Origin of the sequence: Streptacidiphilus sp. BW17, assembly GCF_041262485.1 — a bacterium.
Classification (GTDB): Bacteria; Actinomycetota; Actinomycetes; order Streptomycetales; family Streptomycetaceae; genus Streptacidiphilus.
Genome location: NZ_JBGCCR010000014.1, coordinates 13,102 through 32,614 on the forward strand (window position 1 = coordinate 13,102; position 19,513 = coordinate 32,614).

At 71.6% G+C, this 19,513-nt stretch carries 18 protein-coding genes; 3 read left to right on the plus strand and 15 right to left on the minus strand.

All coding sequences use genetic code 11. The annotated features are described in order from the left end of the window. Positions 1-107: 107 nt before the first annotated feature. Both ABH940_RS18800 and ABH940_RS18805 read right to left on the minus strand, forming a co-directional pair. Positions 108-1,127: a hypothetical protein gene (locus tag ABH940_RS18800; protein ID WP_370105778.1), complete on the minus strand. Its 1,020-nt coding sequence runs from the start codon at positions 1,125-1,127 to the stop codon at positions 108-110. Between the two features lie 99 nt (positions 1,128-1,226). Beyond that, complete coding sequence (locus ABH940_RS18805; RefSeq protein ID WP_370070177.1) at positions 1,227-2,429, minus strand: DNA glycosylase AlkZ-like family protein; 1,203 nt, start codon at positions 2,427-2,429, stop codon at positions 1,227-1,229. Positions 2,430-2,639: 210 nt separating this feature from the next. Here ABH940_RS18805 and ABH940_RS18810 point away from each other — a divergent pair, with 210 nt between their 5' ends. After that, entirely contained in the window at positions 2,640-4,109 is a 1,470-nt protein-coding gene (locus tag ABH940_RS18810; protein ID WP_370105779.1) for a cellulase family glycosylhydrolase, read from the plus strand. Between the two features lie 3 nt (positions 4,110-4,112). Here the strand turns inward: ABH940_RS18810 and ABH940_RS18815 are convergent, their stop codons facing one another. Genes ABH940_RS18815 through ABH940_RS18840 form a run of 6 tightly spaced genes read right to left on the minus strand, consistent with a single transcriptional unit; the run spans position 4,113 to position 11,147 of the window. Next, positions 4,113-4,886, minus strand: a complete 774-nt coding sequence (locus tag ABH940_RS18815) for an ABC transporter ATP-binding protein (protein WP_370070181.1) — start codon at positions 4,884-4,886, stop codon at positions 4,113-4,115. After that, complete coding sequence (locus ABH940_RS18820; RefSeq protein WP_370105780.1) at positions 4,883-5,884, minus strand: ABC transporter ATP-binding protein; 1,002 nt, start codon at positions 5,882-5,884, stop codon at positions 4,883-4,885. The genes ABH940_RS18815 and ABH940_RS18820 overlap by 4 nt, the downstream gene beginning before the upstream one ends. Further along, positions 5,881-6,816, minus strand: coding sequence for an ABC transporter permease (locus tag ABH940_RS18825; RefSeq protein WP_370070185.1), 936 nt, complete (start codon positions 6,814-6,816; stop codon positions 5,881-5,883). The genes ABH940_RS18820 and ABH940_RS18825 overlap by 4 nt, the downstream gene beginning before the upstream one ends. Further along, positions 6,813-7,760 carry an ABC transporter permease gene (locus tag ABH940_RS18830; protein ID WP_370070187.1) on the minus strand — a complete coding sequence of 316 codons (948 nt, stop codon included), beginning with the start codon at positions 7,758-7,760 and terminating at the stop codon, positions 6,813-6,815. Before ABH940_RS18830 ends, ABH940_RS18825 begins: the two co-directional genes overlap by 4 nt. Beyond that, on the minus strand, positions 7,760-9,433 hold the full coding sequence (locus ABH940_RS18835; protein WP_370070189.1) for an ABC transporter substrate-binding protein: 1,674 nt from the start codon (positions 9,431-9,433) through the stop codon (positions 7,760-7,762). The genes ABH940_RS18830 and ABH940_RS18835 overlap by 1 nt, the downstream gene beginning before the upstream one ends. 25 nt (positions 9,434-9,458) lie before the next feature. Next, positions 9,459-11,147, minus strand: coding sequence for an amidohydrolase (locus tag ABH940_RS18840; RefSeq protein ID WP_370070191.1), 1,689 nt, complete (start codon positions 11,145-11,147; stop codon positions 9,459-9,461). A 215-nt stretch (positions 11,148-11,362) separates the two neighbouring features. On the opposite strand from ABH940_RS18840, the gene ABH940_RS18845 reads away from it, so the two are divergent. Further along, the gene (locus ABH940_RS18845; protein ID WP_370070193.1) at positions 11,363-12,106 is read left to right on the plus strand and encodes a TetR/AcrR family transcriptional regulator; all 744 of its coding nucleotides are present in this window, start codon (positions 11,363-11,365) and stop codon (positions 12,104-12,106) included. Positions 12,107-12,267: 161 nt separating this feature from the next. Here ABH940_RS18845 and ABH940_RS18850 read toward each other — a convergent pair whose 3' ends face one another. The 3 genes from ABH940_RS18850 to ABH940_RS18860 all read right to left on the minus strand — a co-directional run bounded on the left by ABH940_RS18850 (position 12,268) and on the right by ABH940_RS18860 (position 15,078). Next, complete coding sequence (locus ABH940_RS18850; RefSeq protein WP_370070196.1) at positions 12,268-13,035, minus strand: cytochrome b/b6 domain-containing protein; 768 nt, start codon at positions 13,033-13,035, stop codon at positions 12,268-12,270. Then, positions 12,971-13,705, minus strand: a complete 735-nt coding sequence (locus ABH940_RS18855) for a molybdopterin-dependent oxidoreductase (protein WP_370070198.1) — start codon at positions 13,703-13,705, stop codon at positions 12,971-12,973. The genes ABH940_RS18850 and ABH940_RS18855 overlap by 65 nt, the downstream gene beginning before the upstream one ends. Before the next feature lie 62 nt (positions 13,706-13,767). Beyond that, entirely contained in the window at positions 13,768-15,078 is a 1,311-nt protein-coding gene (locus ABH940_RS18860) for a cytochrome P450 (protein ID WP_370105781.1), read from the minus strand. A gap of 119 nt (positions 15,079-15,197) precedes the next feature. Between ABH940_RS18860 and ABH940_RS18865 the strand changes: the two genes are divergently transcribed. Then, positions 15,198-15,983: an SDR family oxidoreductase gene (locus ABH940_RS18865; protein ID WP_370070202.1), complete on the plus strand. Its 786-nt coding sequence runs from the start codon at positions 15,198-15,200 to the stop codon at positions 15,981-15,983. Here ABH940_RS18865 and ABH940_RS18870 read toward each other — a convergent pair. The 4 genes from ABH940_RS18870 to ABH940_RS18885 all read right to left on the minus strand — a co-directional run bounded on the left by ABH940_RS18870 (position 15,974) and on the right by ABH940_RS18885 (position 19,383). Further along, complete coding sequence (locus ABH940_RS18870) at positions 15,974-16,540, minus strand: Uma2 family endonuclease (protein WP_370105782.1); 567 nt, start codon at positions 16,538-16,540, stop codon at positions 15,974-15,976. The two genes, ABH940_RS18865 and ABH940_RS18870, sit on opposite strands and share 10 nt — an antisense overlap. A gap of 102 nt (positions 16,541-16,642) precedes the next feature. Beyond that, a complete protein-coding gene (locus tag ABH940_RS18875) occupies positions 16,643-17,788 on the minus strand; it encodes a peptidoglycan-binding protein (protein WP_370105783.1) in 1,146 nt (381 codons plus the stop codon). Positions 17,789-18,040: 252 nt separating this feature from the next. After that, the gene (locus ABH940_RS18880; RefSeq protein ID WP_370070208.1) at positions 18,041-19,015 is read right to left on the minus strand and encodes a hypothetical protein; all 975 of its coding nucleotides are present in this window, start codon (positions 19,013-19,015) and stop codon (positions 18,041-18,043) included. After that, entirely contained in the window at positions 19,015-19,383 is a 369-nt protein-coding gene (locus ABH940_RS18885; RefSeq protein ID WP_370070210.1) for a peptidase inhibitor family I36 protein, read from the minus strand. Before ABH940_RS18885 ends, ABH940_RS18880 begins: the two co-directional genes overlap by 1 nt. Positions 19,384-19,513 lie beyond the last annotated feature (130 nt).

Consider the following 19,513-nt stretch of genomic DNA (forward strand, 5'->3'; position numbering starts at 1 on the left):
ACCCCTTGGAAGGCACCAGGGCCGTGTGCGAAGCCTATCCGCCCCGTGAGGTCGGTGTGCAACTGTCCGTCCAGTTGGAGAGAGTACCCCGCAACACTGACACCTACTCAAGCGGGGTTGCCCGCACCGGATTCCGGTCCGCCGAGGGCTCCCGACGGTGCGACCGAGGGTGCAACCGGGGGCGCGATCGGTGCGGTCGGCGATGCATTCCGTCGCGTGGTCGGCGGCAGGGCCTGCGGCAGCACGACGGAGAGCCCCAGGCCGGACATACCCAGGCCGAGGAGGAGCATCAGCACCGCGACCACGCCCGACGCGCCGACCGAGCCCCAGCGGACCTGGTCCGCGTAGCGGAGCAGACCGGCCAACCCGAGCAGCCCGGTGACCACCAGGGCGACCATACCGTGGCGTACCCGCTGCAGTTCCCGGTCGCGGACGGTCATCAGCATCGCGATACCGAACGTCAGCGCGAACGCGGCGAGCACCCGGATGTCGAGCTGACCCGCCGTCCAGGGCCAGTTCCGGGCGGCCCAGCCGGGTGAGGCGAAGAGGAGGCCGCCGAGGACGGCCAGGAAGAAGCCTGAGGAGACGGTCGGCAGCGCCACCCACCACGGCATCGGCCCGGGCCGCGGAGCCGTGCGGGACACCGAACGACCGGCAGCCCCGAACCGCTGCACGCCAAGCCCCACCGCTCCGCTCAGCGGCGCGAGCAGATGGAAGCCGAGCCAGCCGTACGCGGCGAGCACGGCGAAGAGCTGACCGCCCGTCAAGTGCAGTGTGCCGCGGTCCAGCAGGATCGCGGCCAGCATCAGCAGCATGAAGAGGGAGGAGCTGAGCACGCTGACCCGCGCCTGGGCCCACTGCCGGGCACGGGCGGCGCAGAGCCAGAGCATCGCGCAACTACCCGCGTACCCGGCGCCGATCAGGGTGGCGGTGACCGGGGACATGGTCCAGGCGAAGAGCAGGTCCGTGTGTGAGGGGGCGAGTGTCAGCAGCAGTCCGGCGTAGGCGGCGCCCAGCGTCCGGGGCACCACCATGGCGAGGCGCACGACCGGGCTGAGCGGATTGGCCGGGCTGAGCGGACTGAGCTGACCGACCGGGTGGAGCGGACTGCCGGTGCTCACCGTCACGGCTGCTCCCAGTGCTCCCTTGACGGACCCTCTGCTGGAGGTGGCGTCAGCATAGGGGCATGGCCGTGCACTGTCAGCCCGCTGTACGGCGGAGGTTCCTCAGCCGTTGCCGCCCGCCCCGCGCATCGCGGCGATCTTGGGCACGCGGCTCCTGGGCGAGTCCAGGCTGAAGCCGCGGGCGTCGCCGAGCTGGTCGCGGACGAAGGCCTCGGTGCGGGTCAGCGCGTCCTGGAGTGCGGCGTCGAGCGGGACGAAGAGCTGGTGGACCAGCTCGGACCGCTCGGTGTCGTACTCCCAGAACCCCACGATCCGGCCGCGGTCGACCACGAGGTGGCACTGCGGGTCGGCGTCCGAGCCGAAGACCCGCCCGGCCTTGGCGCCCGGGACGGGCCGCTCGGCGTCCGCGGGGTCGACCAGGCGGACGAGGTCACGGTGGAGCAGGTGGATACCGTCGATCCCGGCCAGTAGCGCGTAGTGCGGCTTCTCGGGACGTCGGTAGGCCGAGAACTCCTCGGCCAGCTCGGGCGGGAGCAGCAGGTCCGTGCCCTCGACCGGGGCCAGGCCGAGCGGCGCTATCGCGGCCTTGGCTCGGGCGGCGGTGAAACCGGAGAACCAGCGGAAGTGCGGGAGCGAGGCCGGCGCGGCCCAGGCGAAGTAGCGCCGGGCCAGCTCGACGTCGGCCTCCGCCACCCCCACCGGCCTTGCCTGCCAGCGGACATAGCCGTAGCGCTGCTGGTCCAGTCGGCCGTTGACCGGGGCGCGGCGGATCTCACCGCTCGCCTGGAGCAGCCCGAGGGCGAGCGGGAGCGTGGTCGCGGTGCCGCGCTTCCTGCCCGCCTCACCCAGGCTGCGGACCGCGTCGCCGACGGCGTCCTTGATCCGGGCAGGGTCGAGCGGGCCGGGAGCCGACTCCAGCGCGGCCAGCACGGCGGCCCGCAGCGCGTCGGTCTCGGCGTCGGTCACACCCAGGTGCTTGCGGGCTGCCGCGAGCTCGCCCTCGGGCGCGCCCGCGCCGAGGGTGAGGCCGAGGGCGAAGTCGGCGGCCGGGAGGACATAGGTGCAGCCGCGCGCCGAGGGGAGCTCGTGGATCTCCAGCGCGGCGACGGCCTCGTCCACGACCTCGCGCGAGAGCCCGGCACGGGCGAAGAGCCCGAGGTAGGGAGCGGCGCCCCCCACGGACCTGGCCCAGCCGGAGCGCGTCAGCACGGTGGCCGGGTCGGCCCCGGACAGCGAGCCGTCGAGACCCTGGCGGTGTGCCCACCAGGCGCGCAGGTGGGCGGGGTCGAGCTCCGGTGCGGTCATGGGTCCGAGTATCGGGGACGGCACTGACATCGCCCGGCAGCGGACGTGGAAGCCGGGGCAGAAGGAGGCGGAGAAGGAGGCGCGGCAGGGAGCGGCGTCGACAAGAAAACATGAGGAATACTCGCGTTAGCCTTGCGCCTGCGGGAGCCGGGGAGCATGATCGGCGGCCATCGGACTGCTTCCCCCGGCCCGCCCCCTTCGGAGGTGCCCTTGCGCGCCCGTCGCTCCGCAGCAGTGATCGCCCTCGCACTGGCCGCCGGCCTCGCTGCACCCGCCATCGCCACCGCCCGCCCGGCCACTGTTCCAGCCGTCGCCGCAGCGTCCGTCCCCGCCGCCGGGCCGCTGGGGTTCACCGACGACCAGGGGCGGCTGCTCGGCCTGCGCGGCTTCAACGTCGACAAGTACGACGAGACCACCCCCGCCGACATCCGTGCCATTGCCGCGCACGGCTTCGACCTGATCCGTCTCGACATCACCTGGGCGCGGCTGGAGCCGCAGCGCGGCGTCTACGACGAAGCGGAGTTCCGCAAGCTGCAGACCCTGCTGGACGCCGCCGACCGCTACGGACTGCGTGTGGTGATCGACTTCCACCAGGACGTCTTCGGCCCCAAGTACGACGGCGGCAGCCCGGACGGCGCGCCGCTCTGGGCCACCCGGGACGACGGCCTGCCCTTTGTGCCCGACCCGAGCGACTGGTTCGCCGGGTACTTCCAGCCCGCCGTCCAGCGCGCCTTCACCCACCTCTACGACGACGCCGATCTGCGGCTCGACCAGGCCGACTTCTACGCCCACGTCGCCCGCGAACTGCGCGGCCACCGCTCGCTGCTGGGCTACGACCTGTTCAACGAGCCCAGCGGCCCGATCGCGGGCGACCCGACGGACCCGGCGAACCAGATCGCCGCCTCAGCCGCGCTGGAGCAGGGACGGCTGGCGGCGATGTACCGGCGGCTGATCGCGGCGGTGCGCAGCCAGGACTCCGGCTCCTGGATCTTCGTCGAGCCGACGGTGCTGGTCGGCGAGGGCGTCCCGACGCAGTTGCCCGGCTTCACCGATCCCCGGCACGGCGCGCCACGGATCGGGTACGCGCCGCACTTCTACGACACGAACGTGGAGAACGGCCAGGACTGGAACCCGGCGGACGGCTTCATCCAGAACTACCTCTCCGCCATCACCGCCTATCCGACGGCGCACCACATGCCGGTCCTGGTCGGCGAGTGGGGGCCGCCGGATGCGGACCGACCGGGCAACACCCAGCTCGTCGCCCAACAGGTCGCGGCCATGCGGCAGTTCGCCGCCGGTTGGACCATGTGGTACTGGGGCGAGGGCAACGGCGGCTACACCCCGCTCGGCCCCGACGGCACCCCGCACCCCGGCGACGCGCCCGTCTTCGCGCCCTACGCACGGGCGTTGGCGGGCAGCCCGGTCAGCGACTCGTACGACGCGGCGACCGGGGTGTGGACGTTGCAGTACCGCACCAGCACGGTGAAGGCCCCCACCCAGGTCGTGCTGCCGCCCTCGGTCTACCCCGGCGGCGCGGCGATCGCGGTCACCGGCGCGGGGTCGGCCCGCACCCACCTCGACGTCCGCCAGCCGCACGACGGCCGGTACGGGACGGCGGACATCTCCGTCCCGTCGGCCCGGCCGGGGACCGTGCTGACGGTCACCGTCCGGCCCGCCTGACGGTCAGCCCCCCACGGTCCAGCCGGGGACCGGGACCGCCTCGCGCAGGGCGCGGGTGTACTCCTCCGCCGGATCGTCCAGGATCCGCGCGCAGTCGCCCTGTTCGACCACCTGCCCGCGCCGCAGCACCAGCGCGGTGTCGCACAGCTGCCGGACCACGGCCAGGTCGTGCGAGATCAGCAGGTAGGCGATCCCGGTCTCCTGGCGGATGTCCGCCAGGAGGTTGAGGATCTGCGCCTGGATCGACACGTCCAGCGCCGAGACCGCCTCGTCCAGCACCAGCACCTTCGGCCGGGCCGCCAACGCTCGTGCGATGGCCACGCGTTGACGCTGGCCGCCGGAGAGGTCGCGTGGCCTGGCGTGGGCCTGACGCTCGGTCAGGCCCACCTGGTCGACCAGCTCGGTCAGCCGCTCCGCACGCTCGGCGGCGGAAAGGCCGCCGTGGTGACGGAGCACCTCCTCCACCGCCGCCCGCGCGCTCTGGCTCGGGTCCAGCGAGGTGTAGGGGTCCTGGAAGACGATCTGCAGCTCCCGCGCGCGGGCGTTGCGTTCGCCGCCGCCGCGCGCGGGACGGCTCCGGTCGCGGCCCATGACCGCGATGGTGCCGCTGCTCGGGCGCTCCAGGCCGACCAGCATCCGGGCGACAGTGGTCTTGCCGGAGCCCGACTCCCCCACGATCCCGAGCGAGCCGCCCGCCGGGATGGTGAAGTCGACGTCGACGACGGCGTGGTGGGCCTTGAAGAACTTGTTCAGGCCCCGCACCTCAACGGCGTTCATGCGGTCGCCTCCTCACTGATGCGGTCCGGGTGGATCTCCGCGAGCCGACCGCAGCGGACCAGGCCGCCGTCGAACTCCGTCAGCTGCTGCGGAGTGCTGTGGCAGTCCTCCACCGCGTAGCCGCAGCGCGGTGCGAAGGCGCAGCCGGGGCCCGCCTCGAAGGCCGAGACCGGGCGGCCTGGGATGGCCCGCAGCCGCTCCGCCCGCTCGTCGATCGCCGGACGCGAGCCCAGCAGGCCCAAGGTGTACGGGTGCGCGGCGCGCTCGTGCAGCGTCTCGGCGCTGCGCAGTTCGACGATCCGTCCCGCGTACATCACCGCGACGCGCCCGCAGACGGCGAGGGCCAGATCGAGGTCGTGGGTGATGAAGACCATCCCCATGCCGCGCTCGCGGCGCAGCCGGTCGAGGATCGCGACGACCTCGCGCTGGATGGTGACGTCCAGCGCGGTGGTCGGCTCGTCGGCCAGGATCAGCCGGGGCTCGGCGAGCAGCACCGACGCGATCATCACGCGCTGGAGCATGCCGCCGGAGACCTCGTGCGGGTACTGGCGCAGTCGCCGCGCGGGGTCGTCGATGCCGACGTCCGCGAGCACCGCCTCGGCCCGGGCCAGCGCCTCCTTCTTCTTCAGGCCGCGGTTCTTGATCAGCGCCTCGATCAGGAAGGCCCCGATCCGCCGGGTCGGGTTGATGTGGGCGCGGGGGTCCTGGAAGACCATGCCGACACCGCCGTCGCGGTAACCGCGCAGTGCGGCGGCGTCCATCGCTCCGACGTCGCGGCCCTCGAAGCGGACGGTCCCGGAGGCGGTCGCGGCGGGCGGCAGCAGCCGGGTGACCGCGCGGACCGTCATCGACTTGCCCGAGCCCGACTCGCCGACCAGGCCGAGCGCCTCGCCGGGCGCGAGGGTCAGGTCCACGCCGTCGAGCAGGGTCCGCGAGCCGCCGTCGTCTGTGGCGAAGTCGACGGTCAGGCCGGACAGTTCCAGCAGGGGTGTACTCATCTCGCGGCTCCCACCGGGGTCTTGTCGTTCGACTCAGCGGCTCCCACCGCGGCGGGAGCCGTCCGCTGCCTCCTGGCCCGGCGCAGGTAGCCCGGCGGCTTCTCGCCGCTGATCCGGGCGCCCAGCACGGTCAGTGCGAGGACCGTCAGCACGATCAGCACGCCCGGCGCGATCACCGGCAGCCAGTAGCCCTTGAGCAGCGCGTCGCTGTCGCTGACCATCACGCCCCAGTCGGGCGTGGGCGCCTGGACGGCCAACCCCAGATAGGACAGGGACGCCAGGTCCAGCAGCGCGTAGCCGAAGGCGATGGCGGCCTGGCCGACGACCACCGGCATGATGTTGCGCAGAATGTGACGGACCGTGATCCGGACCGCGCCGAAGCCCTGCACCGCCAGCGCGTCGACGTACGGGCTGACCCGCTGCTGCCGCGCCGCCGCTCGGACGATCCGGGCCAGGAAGGGGATGTAGGCGATGGACAGCGCCACCACCGCCGGGGTGAGCCCCGGCCCGAACAGCGCCACCGTCAGCACGGCGAGCAGCAGGCCGGGGAGCGCGTAGACCAGGTCGAAGATCCGCGCCACCACGCCGTCGACCAGCCCGCCGTACCAACTCGCCGCCAGCGCCAGCGGAATGCCGATCAGCAGGGCCACGCCGACGACCAGCGCGGGGCCGAGCAGGCTCGTCCGCGAGCCGTAGATCAGCCGGGAGAGGATGTCGCGGCCGATGCCGTCCGCGCCCAGCAGATGGCTGCCGGACGGACCGGCGTAGGCGTCCAGCAGGTTGGCCTGGTTGGGGTCGGCCGGGGCGACCAGCGGCGCGGCGAGCGCCACCAGCAGCACCACGGCCAGGAAGACCGCGGCGACCGTGCCGGAGCGGCCCAACTGGCCGTACGTACGCGTGAAGAAGGCCTTCATGAGGTGCCCGGCTTTCATGAGCTGCTCCCTGCCTCGCGCAGGCGCGGGTCGACGAGGGCCTGGATCAGGTCACTGGCCGCGTTGCACAGCACGAACGCGGCGACCAGCATCAACGCCACGGCCTGGACGACCGGGAAGTCCTTCTGCGCGACCGACTGGATGGTCAGCTGCCCGATCCCGGGCACCGCGAACGCCGACTCGACGACCAGCGTCGAGGCGAAGGTCCCGGCGGTGAGCAGGCCGATCGCGGTGATGATCGGTGGCATGGCGTTGCGCAGGACGTGGCTGCGGAGCACGGTCGTCCGCGGCAGGCCGCGCACCAACGCGGTCTGCACGTGCTCGCGCTCCAGTTGCTCGCGGACCGCGTTGCGGGTGACCCGGGCCAGGAAGCCGCAGGAGATGACGGCCATGGCCACGGCCGGGAGCACCAACCCGTCGAGCTTGCCGCCCAGGCCGTCGCCGATCCCGGAGGCCGGGAACCAGCCCGCCTTGACCGCGAAGACCGAGATCAGCAGCGCGGACGCGACGAACGGCGGGACGGTGACCGAGACCGAGGTGAGCGCGCTGACCGCGCCGTCGACGCGGCCGGGCAGCAGCGCCGCGGCCAGACCCATGCCCATGCCGAGCACGACGACCAGCACCATCGTCATCAGCACCAGCAGCAGCGTGTTGCCGAGCCCTGCGCCGATCCGGTCGGCGACCGGCTGGCCGGTCACCATCGAGGTGCCGAGGTCGCCGTGGACGACACCGGTCAGCCAGTCCCAGTAGCGCACGGGCAGCGGCTGGTCCAGGTGCAGCCGGTGCCGGACCGCCGCACGGACTGCGGGGCTCGGCATCCGGTTGCCGAAGAGCACGTTCTCCGGGCTGCCGGGCGCGAGGTAGAGGCTGCCGAAGATGAGGATGCTGGACAGGAAGAGCGTGGTGAGCAGGCCACCGAGGCGGTGCAGCAGGAGCCGGCCCATCAGGGCGCCCCGATCGCGCTGACCCAGGCGTTGTCCATGTAGGAGAACGTCAGCGGGGCGCCGGTGACGCCGTTGTTCTGGAAGAGCAGGGCGCGCGGTGCCACGATCGGGATCCAGGGCAGATCGGTGCCCAGGATGTCCTGCGCCTTGATGACGGCCTGGGCGCGGGCCGTCGGGTCGTTCGTGGCCTGGGCGGCGTCGAGCGCGGCCTGGACGGCCGGGTTGGCGTAGCCGTTGAAGTTCTGCACCCCGGTCTTGGCCGCGTAGCTCGCGTACATGGTCGCGGCCTCGGGGAACTCCATGTAGTTGATGGTCAGGAAGCCGTCGTAGCCGGACCGCGCCTTGGGGTCGGTGAAGAGGTTGCCGTACTGCTGGTCCGGCAGGCCGGCCAGCTTGACCTTGAGGCCGATCTGCTCGCCGGTCTGCTGCAGCACCTCGGCGAGCTGCGCCTGGGACGGCGTGCTGGCCGCGTAGGCGATGGTGACGGTCTTTCCGGTCGCGCCCGCCTGCTGCACCAGCTTGGTGGCGCCGGCGACGTCCGGACCCTTGACCAGCTTGTCGTAGGCGGCCTGGTAGGTGGACTGCGCCGGGTTGCCCAGCCAGAAGCCGGGACCGGCAACGGAGTAGAGCGGATCGGCCGCACCGTCGAAGAGCGCCTTGACGATGCCTTGCCGGTCGATGGCCATGGACAGCGCCTGCCGGGTGCGGGCGTCGGCGAGGCCGCCGCTGAAGCTGGAGACGACCAGATCGATGTTCTGCGTCGTCGAGCCCGCGCCGCCGATGTAGAGCTTGCCCGCGGCGGCCTTGCTCAGCTGCGGGATGGTCGACGCGGCCAGGTCGAACGCGCCCTGGAGCGAGCCCGAGGAGAGCGCGTTGGCCAGCGCGGACGGGTCGGAGAGGAATGTGAAGGTGACCGTGTCCGCCTTGCCCGCGTGGCTCGGGTCCCAGTAGTCCGGGTTCTTCTTCAGCACCATCTCGTTGGTGCCGTCGAAGGAGGCGATGGTGTACGGGCCGGAGCAGACCACGCCGACGTTGGCGTTGCCGAAGTTCGCTCCGGCCTTGACGGCGAATGCCTTCTCGACGATCGCCGCGCCCAGGATCCCGAGTTGACGGGTGAAGATGTAGTCCGGCTTGGTGAGCGCGACGGTCACCTGCTCCGGGCCGGTCGCCTTGATCGAGGCGACGTCGTTGTAGGAGTCGGCGTAGTTGCTGGCCTCGTTGGGGTCCATGTTGCGGGCCAGGCTGTAGACCACGTCGGCGGTGGTGACCGGCTTGCCGTCGCTGAACCTCGCACGCGGGTCCAGGTTCACCACGACGTGCTCCGGGTCGGGCTGGGTCCAGGACTTGGCGATGCCGGGATGCATCGAGTAGTCGGCGGCGACCCGGATCAGCGGCTCGCAGACGTTGCCGAGGATGGTCTCCTCGGGGTAGTCGGCCGTCTTGATCGGGTCCTCGGAGTAGGGCGCGCGGTAGTCGCCGGACCAGGTGAGCGAGGACAGCGCCTTGGTCCCGGGCGCGGTGGTCACCTGCGCGGTGGAGAAGTTGCTCTTCGCGTCCGGGGTGCTGCCGCCGCCCGAGCTGCACGCCGTGGTGGTGGCGAGCAGGGCGACCGCGGTACCGGAGAGCACGGCGCGGAGCAGCGGTCCGGAGGTTCTGGAGGTCCTTGAGGTCATGGTGGGGGTCTCCTCGGCGGTCGGGTCAGTTCGAGGGGGCGTCGGCTGGGCTGTCGGCGGCGTGGACCAGGGCGCCCTGGACGTAGGTGCGCAGCACCCGGGTCTCGGCGATGGCCTGGGACGGTCCGTCGAAGGGGTTGCGGTCGAGCACGACCAGGTCGGCGTAGGTGCCCGGCCGGATCGAACCGGTGACGTCGTCGAGGTGGTTCACCCGGGCGGTGCCCGCGGTGTAGGCGGCGAGCGCGGAGCCGAGGTCGATCCGCTCCTCGGGTCCGAAGACCCGGTTCGGGTCCTCTTCCCCCGTGCGGTTGACCGCGACGTGCACGCCGGCCAGCACGTCCGGCGTGGAGACCGACCAGTCGGAACCGGCGGCGAGCATGACGCCGGCACGCAGCAGCGAGCCGAACGGGTACTGCCACCCGGCCCGCCGCTCACCGAGGAAGGGGATGGTCAACTCGTCCATCTGCGGCTCGTGGCAGGCCCAGAGCGGCTGGATGTTGGCGGTCGCGCCGAGGCTCCGGAAGCGGGCGACGTCGTCGGGGTGGACCACCTGGAGGTGCGCCAGGTGGTGCCGGTTGCCGCGGTCGCCGTTGCGCCGCTGCGCCTCCTCGACCGCGTCCAGCGCGTTGCGCACGGCGCGGTCGCCGAGCGCGTGGAAGTGCACCTGGAACCCGGCGGCGTCGAGCTCGGCGACGTACCCGCCGAGCTTCTCGGGGTCGACGAAGTCGAGCCCGGCATTGCCGGAGGAGCAGCCGCAGCCGTCGAGGTAGGGCTCCAGCATGGCGGCGGTGTGGTTCTCCGCGACGCCGTCGAGCATGATCTTGACCGACCCGGCGCGGAACCGCTCGCCGTTGCGCTCGGCCTCGGCGCGGCGCTCCTGGAAGCCGGGCAGTTGCTCCAACCCGCCTGCCCGGTCCCACCACTGCGCGCCGCGCACCCGTGCGGTGAGCGTGCCCTCGCGGTCGGCGCGCAGGTACGCGCCGTAGACGTCGCCGGGGCCGAAGGCCGGGCCGACCGCCGCGTCCTGCCAGCCAGTGATGCCGAAGGAGTGCAGGTAGGCCTGACCGGCCAACAGCCCCTGGTAGAAGTCCTCTTCGGTGATCGGGGGGATGTGACGCAGCACCAGTTCGGCGGCGCCCTCCTGGAGCATGCCGGTCGGGCTGCCGTCGGCGTCGCGCTCGATCCGGCCGTCGGCCGGGTCGGGGGTGTCCGCGGTGATCCCGGCGATCTCCAGCGCGCGGCTGTTGGCCCACAGGCCGTGGCCGTCCCGGTTGGGGAGCGCGACCGGCCTGTCGCCGACGGCGCCGATCGCGTCGAGCAGGGCGCGGTGCGGGGTCCCACCGGGGAACGCCTCCATGCTCCAGCCGCCGCCGGTGATCCAGGCGACCTCGGGGCGGGCGGCGGCGTAGGTGGCGACGGCCGCGACATACGCGTCGGCCGTCTCCAGCTGGTGCAGGTCGCAGCTGCGCAGGGTGGTCCCGGCCAGGACCGGGTGGACGTGGGCGTCCTGGAAGCCGGGCAGCAGCAGCCGGCCGGCCAGGTCGACGACCTCGGTGTCGGGGCCGATCAGGGGGCGGACTTCGTGGTCCTGGCCGACGGCCACGATGCGGCCGTCGCGGACGGCGACGGCTCCGGCCCAGGAACGGGCGGGGTCGACGGTGTAGACGGGCCCGCCGAGAAAGACCAGGTCAGCGGGGAGGTGATCACGGTGCACGGGCGCACTCCAGGGCAGGGACGGGGAGAACCGGGGGAAGCTCTGCCGGATGTGTGGAGTAGCAAAGCCCGTGACAACGCTGCTGTCAATGGCATTGACAATGACCCATGGTTACGATCGGATGCAGTAGTCAGCAGCAGTGACCGGCGGCAGTCATCGATGGCAGTCACCGATGGCAGTGAACGAACCGACGAGCACGAGGAAGTGAGGCCCGCGTGGCGGCACGCGCAGAGGCGGACGGCGAGACGGCGAAGCGACGCGTCGCGCTCACCCGGGAGTCGATCCTGGAGGCAGCCCTTCGGCTCTGCTCCCCCGAGAGCGGTGGCCAGTTGACCTTCAGTCGGCTCGGCAAGGAGCTCGGCGCCGACCCTACAGCGGTCTACCGGCACTTCCGTGACAAGGACGAACTGGTACTGGCGATGGCCGACATCACCATCCAGGAGGGCGTCGAACTGGCCCGCGCCGCCCTGCCCGACGGACCGTCGGACGACTGGCGTGCCTGGCTGACCGTCACGGCGGAGAGCATCCGGGCCTCCTACCTGGCCCGCCCCGCCCTCGCGGTCCTCGCCGCCGCCCGCACCACCGCCTCCCCCGCCGAGACACACAGCGTCGAGCTGTTGATCTCGGTCCTGCACCGGGCGGGCCTGCCGGTCGTGGAGTCCGCGGAGTGCTGTCGTTCGCTGCTGGACATGACCTTGGCGATGACCCAGTACAGCGCCGCGTTCTCAGCCCTCGACAAGGCGACGCAGGCCAAGGACGAGGCCGCCTGGGCGGTCAGGTACGGCATGCTGCCCGAGGACGAGTACCCCTTGCTGCACGAGAGCGCGCCCCGGCTGACCGCGCTGTTCCGCGACGACGCGGAGGTGTTCCGGATGACGCTGGCGACCTTCCTCGACGGCGTCGCGGCGAAGATCGAACGAGCCGGGCAGGGTGAGGGCCTCTCTTCCGAGAGGCCCTAGGCCCTGTCGTCAAACTCGCGCCGGATCAGCCCGGGTTGTCTGGTGCGGCCAGCTGCAAGGCGGAGGATCGCCCTCGTACTGGGCCGTACTTGGGCGATCCGACAACGCAGCAGAAGGGCGTGCCAGGCGAACCGGGCCCGGCGGGAGTTTGACGACAGGGCCTAGGCGGCGCCGTCCGAGGGGGGCTGCTCCGGCTCCGCCTGGTGCTCCCCCGGCTCCCCCGGCTGCGCCTGCTGTCGGCGCTGTTCGTCCATCTCCTGCGCCCAGAGCGGGTGTTCGCGGCGGGCCCAGGGGCGGCCGACGCGGCCGGTGCGCATGCCGCGGCGGGCCTCCGGGTCCTTGGCGGCCATCCGGATGTGCCCGAGCACCAGGAGGCCGATGACCAGCGCCAGCCAGTCGTGGACGAAGGTCGCCCCGGTACGGACGTCCAGCGCCGCGAGGTTGGGGAACCAGAGGATCAGCCCGGTGCCGACCATCACCAGCGTCGCCCCCGTGATCAGCGCCGCGTACATCTTCTGCCCGGCGTTGAACTTGCCCGCCGGGCCCGCGCGGCGGGTGCCGTGGCGCATGGCGCGCCAGGTCCAGCCCCGGTCCTGGGGGACGAAACGGTTCAGCCTCCGCAGGTCGGCGCGGACCGAGCGGAAGAAGAGGCCGACGGCGAGCGGCAGCGGCAGCAGCACCCCGCTCCACTCGTGGATGATCACCAGCAGCCGTCTGCGGCCCACGAGTTCGGCGAGCTGCGGCACGTAGAGGAAGGCGGCGCTGAGGATGGCGACCATCATCAGCGTCGAGGTCGTCCGGTGCACCCAGCGCTCGGCGACGGTGAAGCGGCGCAGGAACTCCGGATCCGGCGCGCTCCCCGGGTCAGCCGGTGGAGGTGGGGGCGTCGTTGCGTCCGTTGGAGTTGCCGACCCATGCTTCGACGTCATATCCGTACTGCTCCCAATAGCCCGGCTCGACCTGCGAGGTCACGGTGATCCCGGACAACCACTTGGCCGACTTGTAGAAGTACATGGGCGCGACATAGAGCCGCACCGGTCCGCCGTGGGCGTCGGTGACGGGCGCGCCGTTCATCTCGTGGGCGACCAGCACGTCGCTCCGCCGGGCCTCGGCCAGGGTGAGGCTCTCGGTGTAGACGCCGTCGAAGCAGGTGAAGTGCAGCGCCGTGCCCTGGGCCTGGACGCCGGACAGGTCCAACAGGTCGCTCAGCAGCACGCCCTTGAACTCCACCTTGGGCACCCGCCAGCCGGTCACGCACTGCACGTCCTTGACCAGCCGGGTCTGCTGCATCGCCTGCAGGTCGGCCAGCGTGTAGGTGGCCGGGCGGTCGACCAGGCCGCCGACGGTGAGCCGGTAGTCCGTGGCGCTGCGGTGCGGGATGGAGTCGGCGACCGAGTAGAACCGGAAGCCGTCACCGCCCGGCAGCAGACCCGTCAGCCCCGTCGGGTCGTGACTGCTGACGTTGGCCAGCACGTTGTCGAGCCCGTTCTGGATCCGCGCCCCGAACGCCACCCCGGCCGCGCCGAGCGCGAGCACGCCGAGCACGACCCGCCGCCCGACGGGCGTGCCCGCACCCCGCTGACCACCGCTCTCCTGCATGGTTCCATCCCAGCACTCCCCTGCCCGCGTGACCAGGGAGAACCGGGTGCCGTCACATTTCTCTAAGCTTTCGCGGCTGACTTCCCAGTTTCGGCGGCGGCCTCGGCGCCCTCGATGAGCGCCGGCAGGGCGATCGGGCCGTGCATGATGCCGCGCTCGGTCCAGCGCAGTTCCGTGTAGGGGACGGCCGGGGCCAGCCGCGGGAGACGGCGCAGCAGCGTGCCGAGCGCGACCACGGCCTCCAGCCGGGCCAGCGGCGCGCCCACGCAGTAGTGGATGCCGTGCCCGAAGGAGAGGTGCTTGACGTCGGCCCGGGTCACGTCGAGCCGGTCTCCGCCCGAACCGGTGCCGGGGTCGCGGCCGACAGCGGCCAGCGAGACGACGACCGGCGTGCCCTGCGGGATCACCACCCCGCCGAGCTCGACGTCCTCGGCGGCGAACCGCAGCGGTGTCTGTTCGACGGGGGCGTCGAAGCGGAGGAACTCCTCGACCGCGCCGGGCAGCAGCTCGGGGCGGTCGCGCAGCAGCGCCGCCTGCCCGGGCTGGTCCAGCAGCGCGGCCATGGCGTTGCCGAGCAGGTTGACCGTCGTCTCATGGCCCGCGATGAGCAGGATGACGGCGGTACCGAGCAGCTCCTCGTCCGAGAGCGAGCCCTCCTCCTCGCGGCTGAGCCGGATCAGCGCGCAGAGCAGGTCCTCGCCGCTGGGATCCTTGGACTTCTCGGCCAACAGCTCGGCGAAGTAGCGGTTGAGCGCCTCAGCGCCCTCGCGCTGCGCCGGGGACGGCATCGAGGAGCTGCCCGCCACGGCGGCCAGCGTCCAGCGTCGGAAGTCGTCCCGGCGGTCAATCGGGACGCCCAGCAGTTCGCAGATGACCATGACCGGCAGCGGCGCGGTGAAGTCCTCGACCAGGTCGACCGGTTCACCCGCCGCCGCCTTGGCCTCGATCGCGTCGATCAGCACGTCCGTGATCTCCTGGACCCGGGAGCGCAGCGCCTCCACCCGACGCGGGGTGAAGGTGCGCGCGACCGGGCCGCGCAGCCGGCTGTGGTCGGGCGGGTCGGCCATCAGCATGTTGGCCCCGAGGCCCTGTCCCCGGCCCTGGTAGGAGGTGACACCGGCGGCGTCCAGCGCGGCGCGGGCGATCTCGGGGTCCTTGCGCAGGTCCGGGTGCATCAGCGCGGCACGGGCCAGGTCGTGGTCGAGGATCAGGAACAGGTCCAGCCCGTTGGGCTGCCGGACCCGCTGGACCGGGCCGTGGGTGCGCAGCTCCGCGTAGCGGGCGTGCGCGTCGGCCTTGAACGCCTCGTCGTTGACCAGCGGTGCGGTGGCCAGCGGTGCGTCGACTGGCGGCGAGTCGTCGGAAAGCGGCATGGCATCCCCCTTGTCGTGCTTCACCCCCGTCGTCCGTCAACCTACCGGAGCGTCAACTCCCCTTCCAGTCACACTCTTTCCGTATGGACGAGTCGTGCGCCGGGGCGCACCATGGCCGAATGCGGATGGACGGCAAGGCCGCCGTGGTGACCGGCGGCTCGCGCGGTATCGGGCGCGCGGTCGCGCGCGAGTTGCTCGCGGCCGGGGCGTCGGTGCTGATCGGCGCGCGCGGCAAGGACGGACTGGACGAGGCGCTGGACGACCTCGGCCCGGCCCCCGGCCGACTGCTGGCAGCGGTCGGCTCGGCGGGCGATCCGGTGGACGTGCGGCGCTGGGCGGGCCTGGCGCTGGAGGCCTTCGGCCGGCTCGACTACGTCGTCTGCAACGCGGGCGCCAACCAGCCGCTGGGCTGCCTGGCCGTCGAGTGCGACCCTGCCGCCTGGGAGGAGACCTTCGCGGTCAACGTCCACGGCCCGCTGGCCCTGATCCGGGCGGCCTGGGAGGGCTGGATGCGCGAACACGGCGGCGCGGTGGTCACCGTCGTCACCGAGGGCGTGCACGGCGTGGGCCCAGGGTTGGCCGCCTACGAGACCAGCAAGGCAGCGCTCATGCAGCTCACCCGCCACCTCGCGGCCGAGCTCGCGCCGGACGTCCGGGTCAACGCTGTCTCCCCCGGCCTGGTCCGCACCGAACTGGCCCGCTTCTATTGGGAACGCGACGAGCCCGGCCTCGCCGGGCAGACCCCGCTGGGCCGACTCGGCGAGCCGGAGGACCTCGCCCGCGCGATCGTCTGGCTGCTCTCCGACGAGGCGTCCTGGGTCACCGGCGCCGACCTGCTCGTCGACGGCGGTCGCCGGGTCCGCGCCGGGATGCGCGCTCCGGCGGACGGAGGGCGTCAGCGCTGACTGGACGGGTATGGGTGCCACGTGTCGGTCTGCAGCACCAACTCACCGTCCGCGTCACTCACTCCCAGGGGAATCGGCTTTCCGAAGACGCCCTTGCCGGTCTCCTCGTACACCGGCGTGGCCTGGCTGTAGTCCAGTTCCATCAGGTGCCAGCTTCCCCCACGCGGGTCCACGATCAGGTAACGCGGGATACGCGCCTCCTGATAGGCGCTGCGCTTCATGAGGAAGTCGTCCTTCCAGGCATCCCTGCCTCCCGAGACGACCTCGACCACGACCTCCACGATCTGAGCGGGCCAGTCCCGGGCATCCATCGGAATGTCCTCGCTCCGGGCAATCACCACGTCGGCACGCGGCTTTGACTCCGCGTGGAGCTCGATGCCGCGCCCCTGCCAGGCCTCCAGAGCACGGCCGTCGGGGACCTGGCGTGCGATGTTGCGGGCGATGGCGTCATGGAGCGTGGTCGGATTGGCCTGGATGACGATCCTGCCGCCGACGTACTCAGCACGGCAGCCGTCCGGAGGCTCGAAGCTCTCCCAGAGCTCGGACATGGTCGTCATAGCGTTCACGATACGGGTCCGAGAAGGCCCATCCCACCGGGAGACAGTGGGATGGGCCCTGTGTCGTGGTCCGAGCTCCGGCGTGGCTGAGTACGGCGTCACTCAGTACTGGTAGTAGCCCACCAGGTTGCCGCCCGCCGAGATGCTGTTGGTCTGGACGTTCGTGCCGGTGTCGTAGGCGTTGATCATCTGGCCGTTGCCGATGTAGACGCCCACGTGCTCGGTGTTGGACGCGCTGCTCCCGAAGAACACCAGGTCACCCGGGACCGGCGAGCTGACCTGGGTCATCTCGGCGATCTGGTCGCCGGTGGCGCCAGAGCCGAGCACGTCGCTGCCATAGGCCAGGTCGTAGACCCAGCGTGCGAAACCCGAGCAGTCCAGGCCGATCGCGCCCGGGTCGGAGCAGGCCAGCGACTGCGGGTCGCCGACGCAGGTGCCCGTCGACGGGCCAGGGGCAGCCTCGTGGCCGCCGCCCCAGACGTACTGGATGTAGCCGCCGCCCCAGCCGGTCTCGGCGTCGCCGTTCTCGATGGCCTGCGCATAGCTGACGATCCTCGCCAACACCCCACCGCCGGGCGGCGGAGGCGGTGGCGTGGTCGTCCCGTCCAGCGACGCCTTGGTCTGCGGGCCGACGACGCCGTCACGCGACAACCCGTGGTCGGACTGGTAGTTCTCCACCGCCGTGAACGTCGCCGGACCGAAGTCACCGTCAACGCCCACACTCGCGCCGTGGCTGTCGAGCAGCTGCTGCAACTCGGTCACACAGCCGTCGATCTCACCCTGCGACATGTCCGTCGGACACGACGCGGACGTCAAGGCGATCGGCGTGGGCGCCGACGTGCTGGAACCGTCCAGGGACGCCTTGGTGTTGGGACCCACGATCCCGTCCTTGGCCAGCCCGTGCGCCGCCTGGTAGTTTTCCACCGCCGCGAGCGTCGCCGGACCGAAGTCACCGTCCACGCCCACACTCGCGCCGTGGCTGTCGAGCAGCTGCTGCAGCTTGGTCACGCAGCCGTCGATCTCGCCCTCGACGATGTCCGTCGGACACGACGCCGACGTCAACGCGACGGCCGCGGGAACGGTCGTGGCGTCCAACGACGTCTTCGTCAGCGGTCCGACGATGCCGTCACGCGACAGCCCGTGCGCCGCCTGGTAGTTCTCCACCGCCGTGAACGTCGCCGGACCGAAGTCACCGTCAACGCCCACACTCGCGCCGTGGCTGTCGAGCAGGTCCTGCAACTCGGTCACACAGCCGTCGATCTCACCTTGCGTCATGTCGGCCGGGCAGGATGCGGACGTCAGCGGAATCGGCGCGGGCGGGGTCGACGCCGGCGCGGGTCCCGCTGAGGCGAGCAGTCCCGCTCCCGCCGCCGACGCGGTCGCGACCGCAGCGAGCCAGGTACGTAAGCGGGGGACGCGACTCCCCCGGTCAGAAGTGAACATCCAGTTCCGGTCCTTTCGGTCAACTGATCTTGATGCCAAGAGACTTCGGTCAATTGCCTAACGGCCGACCAACTGCTGCGCACGTGCCACAGCAGTATGGAGATCGGCGGCGAACGTGGCCATGTCCGTGCGGTACGACGCCTGGGCGGCCTGCTCGGGAGAGAGCTGCGCGCGGGCCGCCGCCGAGGCCAGGCCGATCTGGGCCTGACAGGCGGCATCCTGCGATGCCAGGGCGATCTCCTTGCTGCGTTCCCCGGCGAGGAAGGCCGGACCGGCGTCGGCCGGAGCTTTCGCCACCGCGTTGGCCACGGAGGCGGCGGCCTCGGCGCGCGCCGCCTGAGGGCTTGCCAGGTCCTCGCGGTAGGTGGTCTTCATGCAACGACTCCAGGCGCTGACGCCCGAGGTCCACAGCGGCGACTGAACGACCTGGTTCTGGATCTGCTGGGTCGCGTCGGCCAGGGTGTAGTACGCCGGGTTCCAGGCGTTCCCGTAGAGCTGCACGATGGCGGTGGTCACGCAGCCGTCCGTGTTGTACGAGACGTCCGAGCCGTCCGGCAGGGTGAGCACGGTCCGGTGGGCCGCCGTGCCGACCAGTGCCGACATGAAACCGGGTCGGTCGCCGTCCGGTTGGGCGCTCGTCCCGACGGCGTTGTCGGCACGGCGGATCAGGGCGTTGTCCGTGATGCCGTAGCCCTCCGCGGCGGCGGTCGCCGGGGTGACCAGGTCGTAGGCGCCGTTGGCGGCGTCGTCGACCAGCGCGGGCGGGCGCGCGACCTGGTAGCTGAACCCGTGGCGACGCATGCACTGAGCGGTCAGCGTGCTCTGCGCCAACTGCAGCAACGCCTGCTGGGCGGCGGGCTGTTCGACGAGGCCGTCGAATGGCTCGACGGGACGGCCGCCGGACTGCGCGGCGGCTGCGGGCGTCGTGCCGGCGGTGGTCGTGGCCCCGGCCTTGCCGCTTCCGGTCGCAGAGCAACCGGAAGCGGCAAGCAGCGCCACGAGGAGCAGTGGCAGCAGGTGTCGTGACGTCACTACTGGTTGCACCACTGGTTGGAGTCGATGTGGTGCCAGAACACGGTGCCGGACAGGTTGCTGTTGACGTAGCCGATCGGGATCCCGAACGAGGCGCCGCCCAGGTTCACGTTCTGGAACACCCAGTCCTCGCACTGCGTGCCGTTGTTCGAGATGGACTCGACGTTCTGGAAGGTGCTGTACATGGTGAGGTTGCTGTTGTTGCCGTAGATCGGCCCCATGTCACCGGTGAAGTTCGGTGCCGTGTAGGCGCAGGTCGCGCCGGACGGGCACGCGTCGCTCGCCATCGCTGCCGGCGCGCCGGCCAGGATGCCGGCACCGGCGGCGCCCAGCAGGCCCAACGTGGCAACAAGAGCTCGTGCTCGCATCAGGGTCTCCTTCTGACAGTGCAGGCGTTTGCCGCCTGCTTGTCGGCAACTATGGAGCCTTGCCACAAGCAAGTTCGATGACAGAACATCGACATGAGACACTGCCTGCTGTCTCAGAGCTCTGACCACG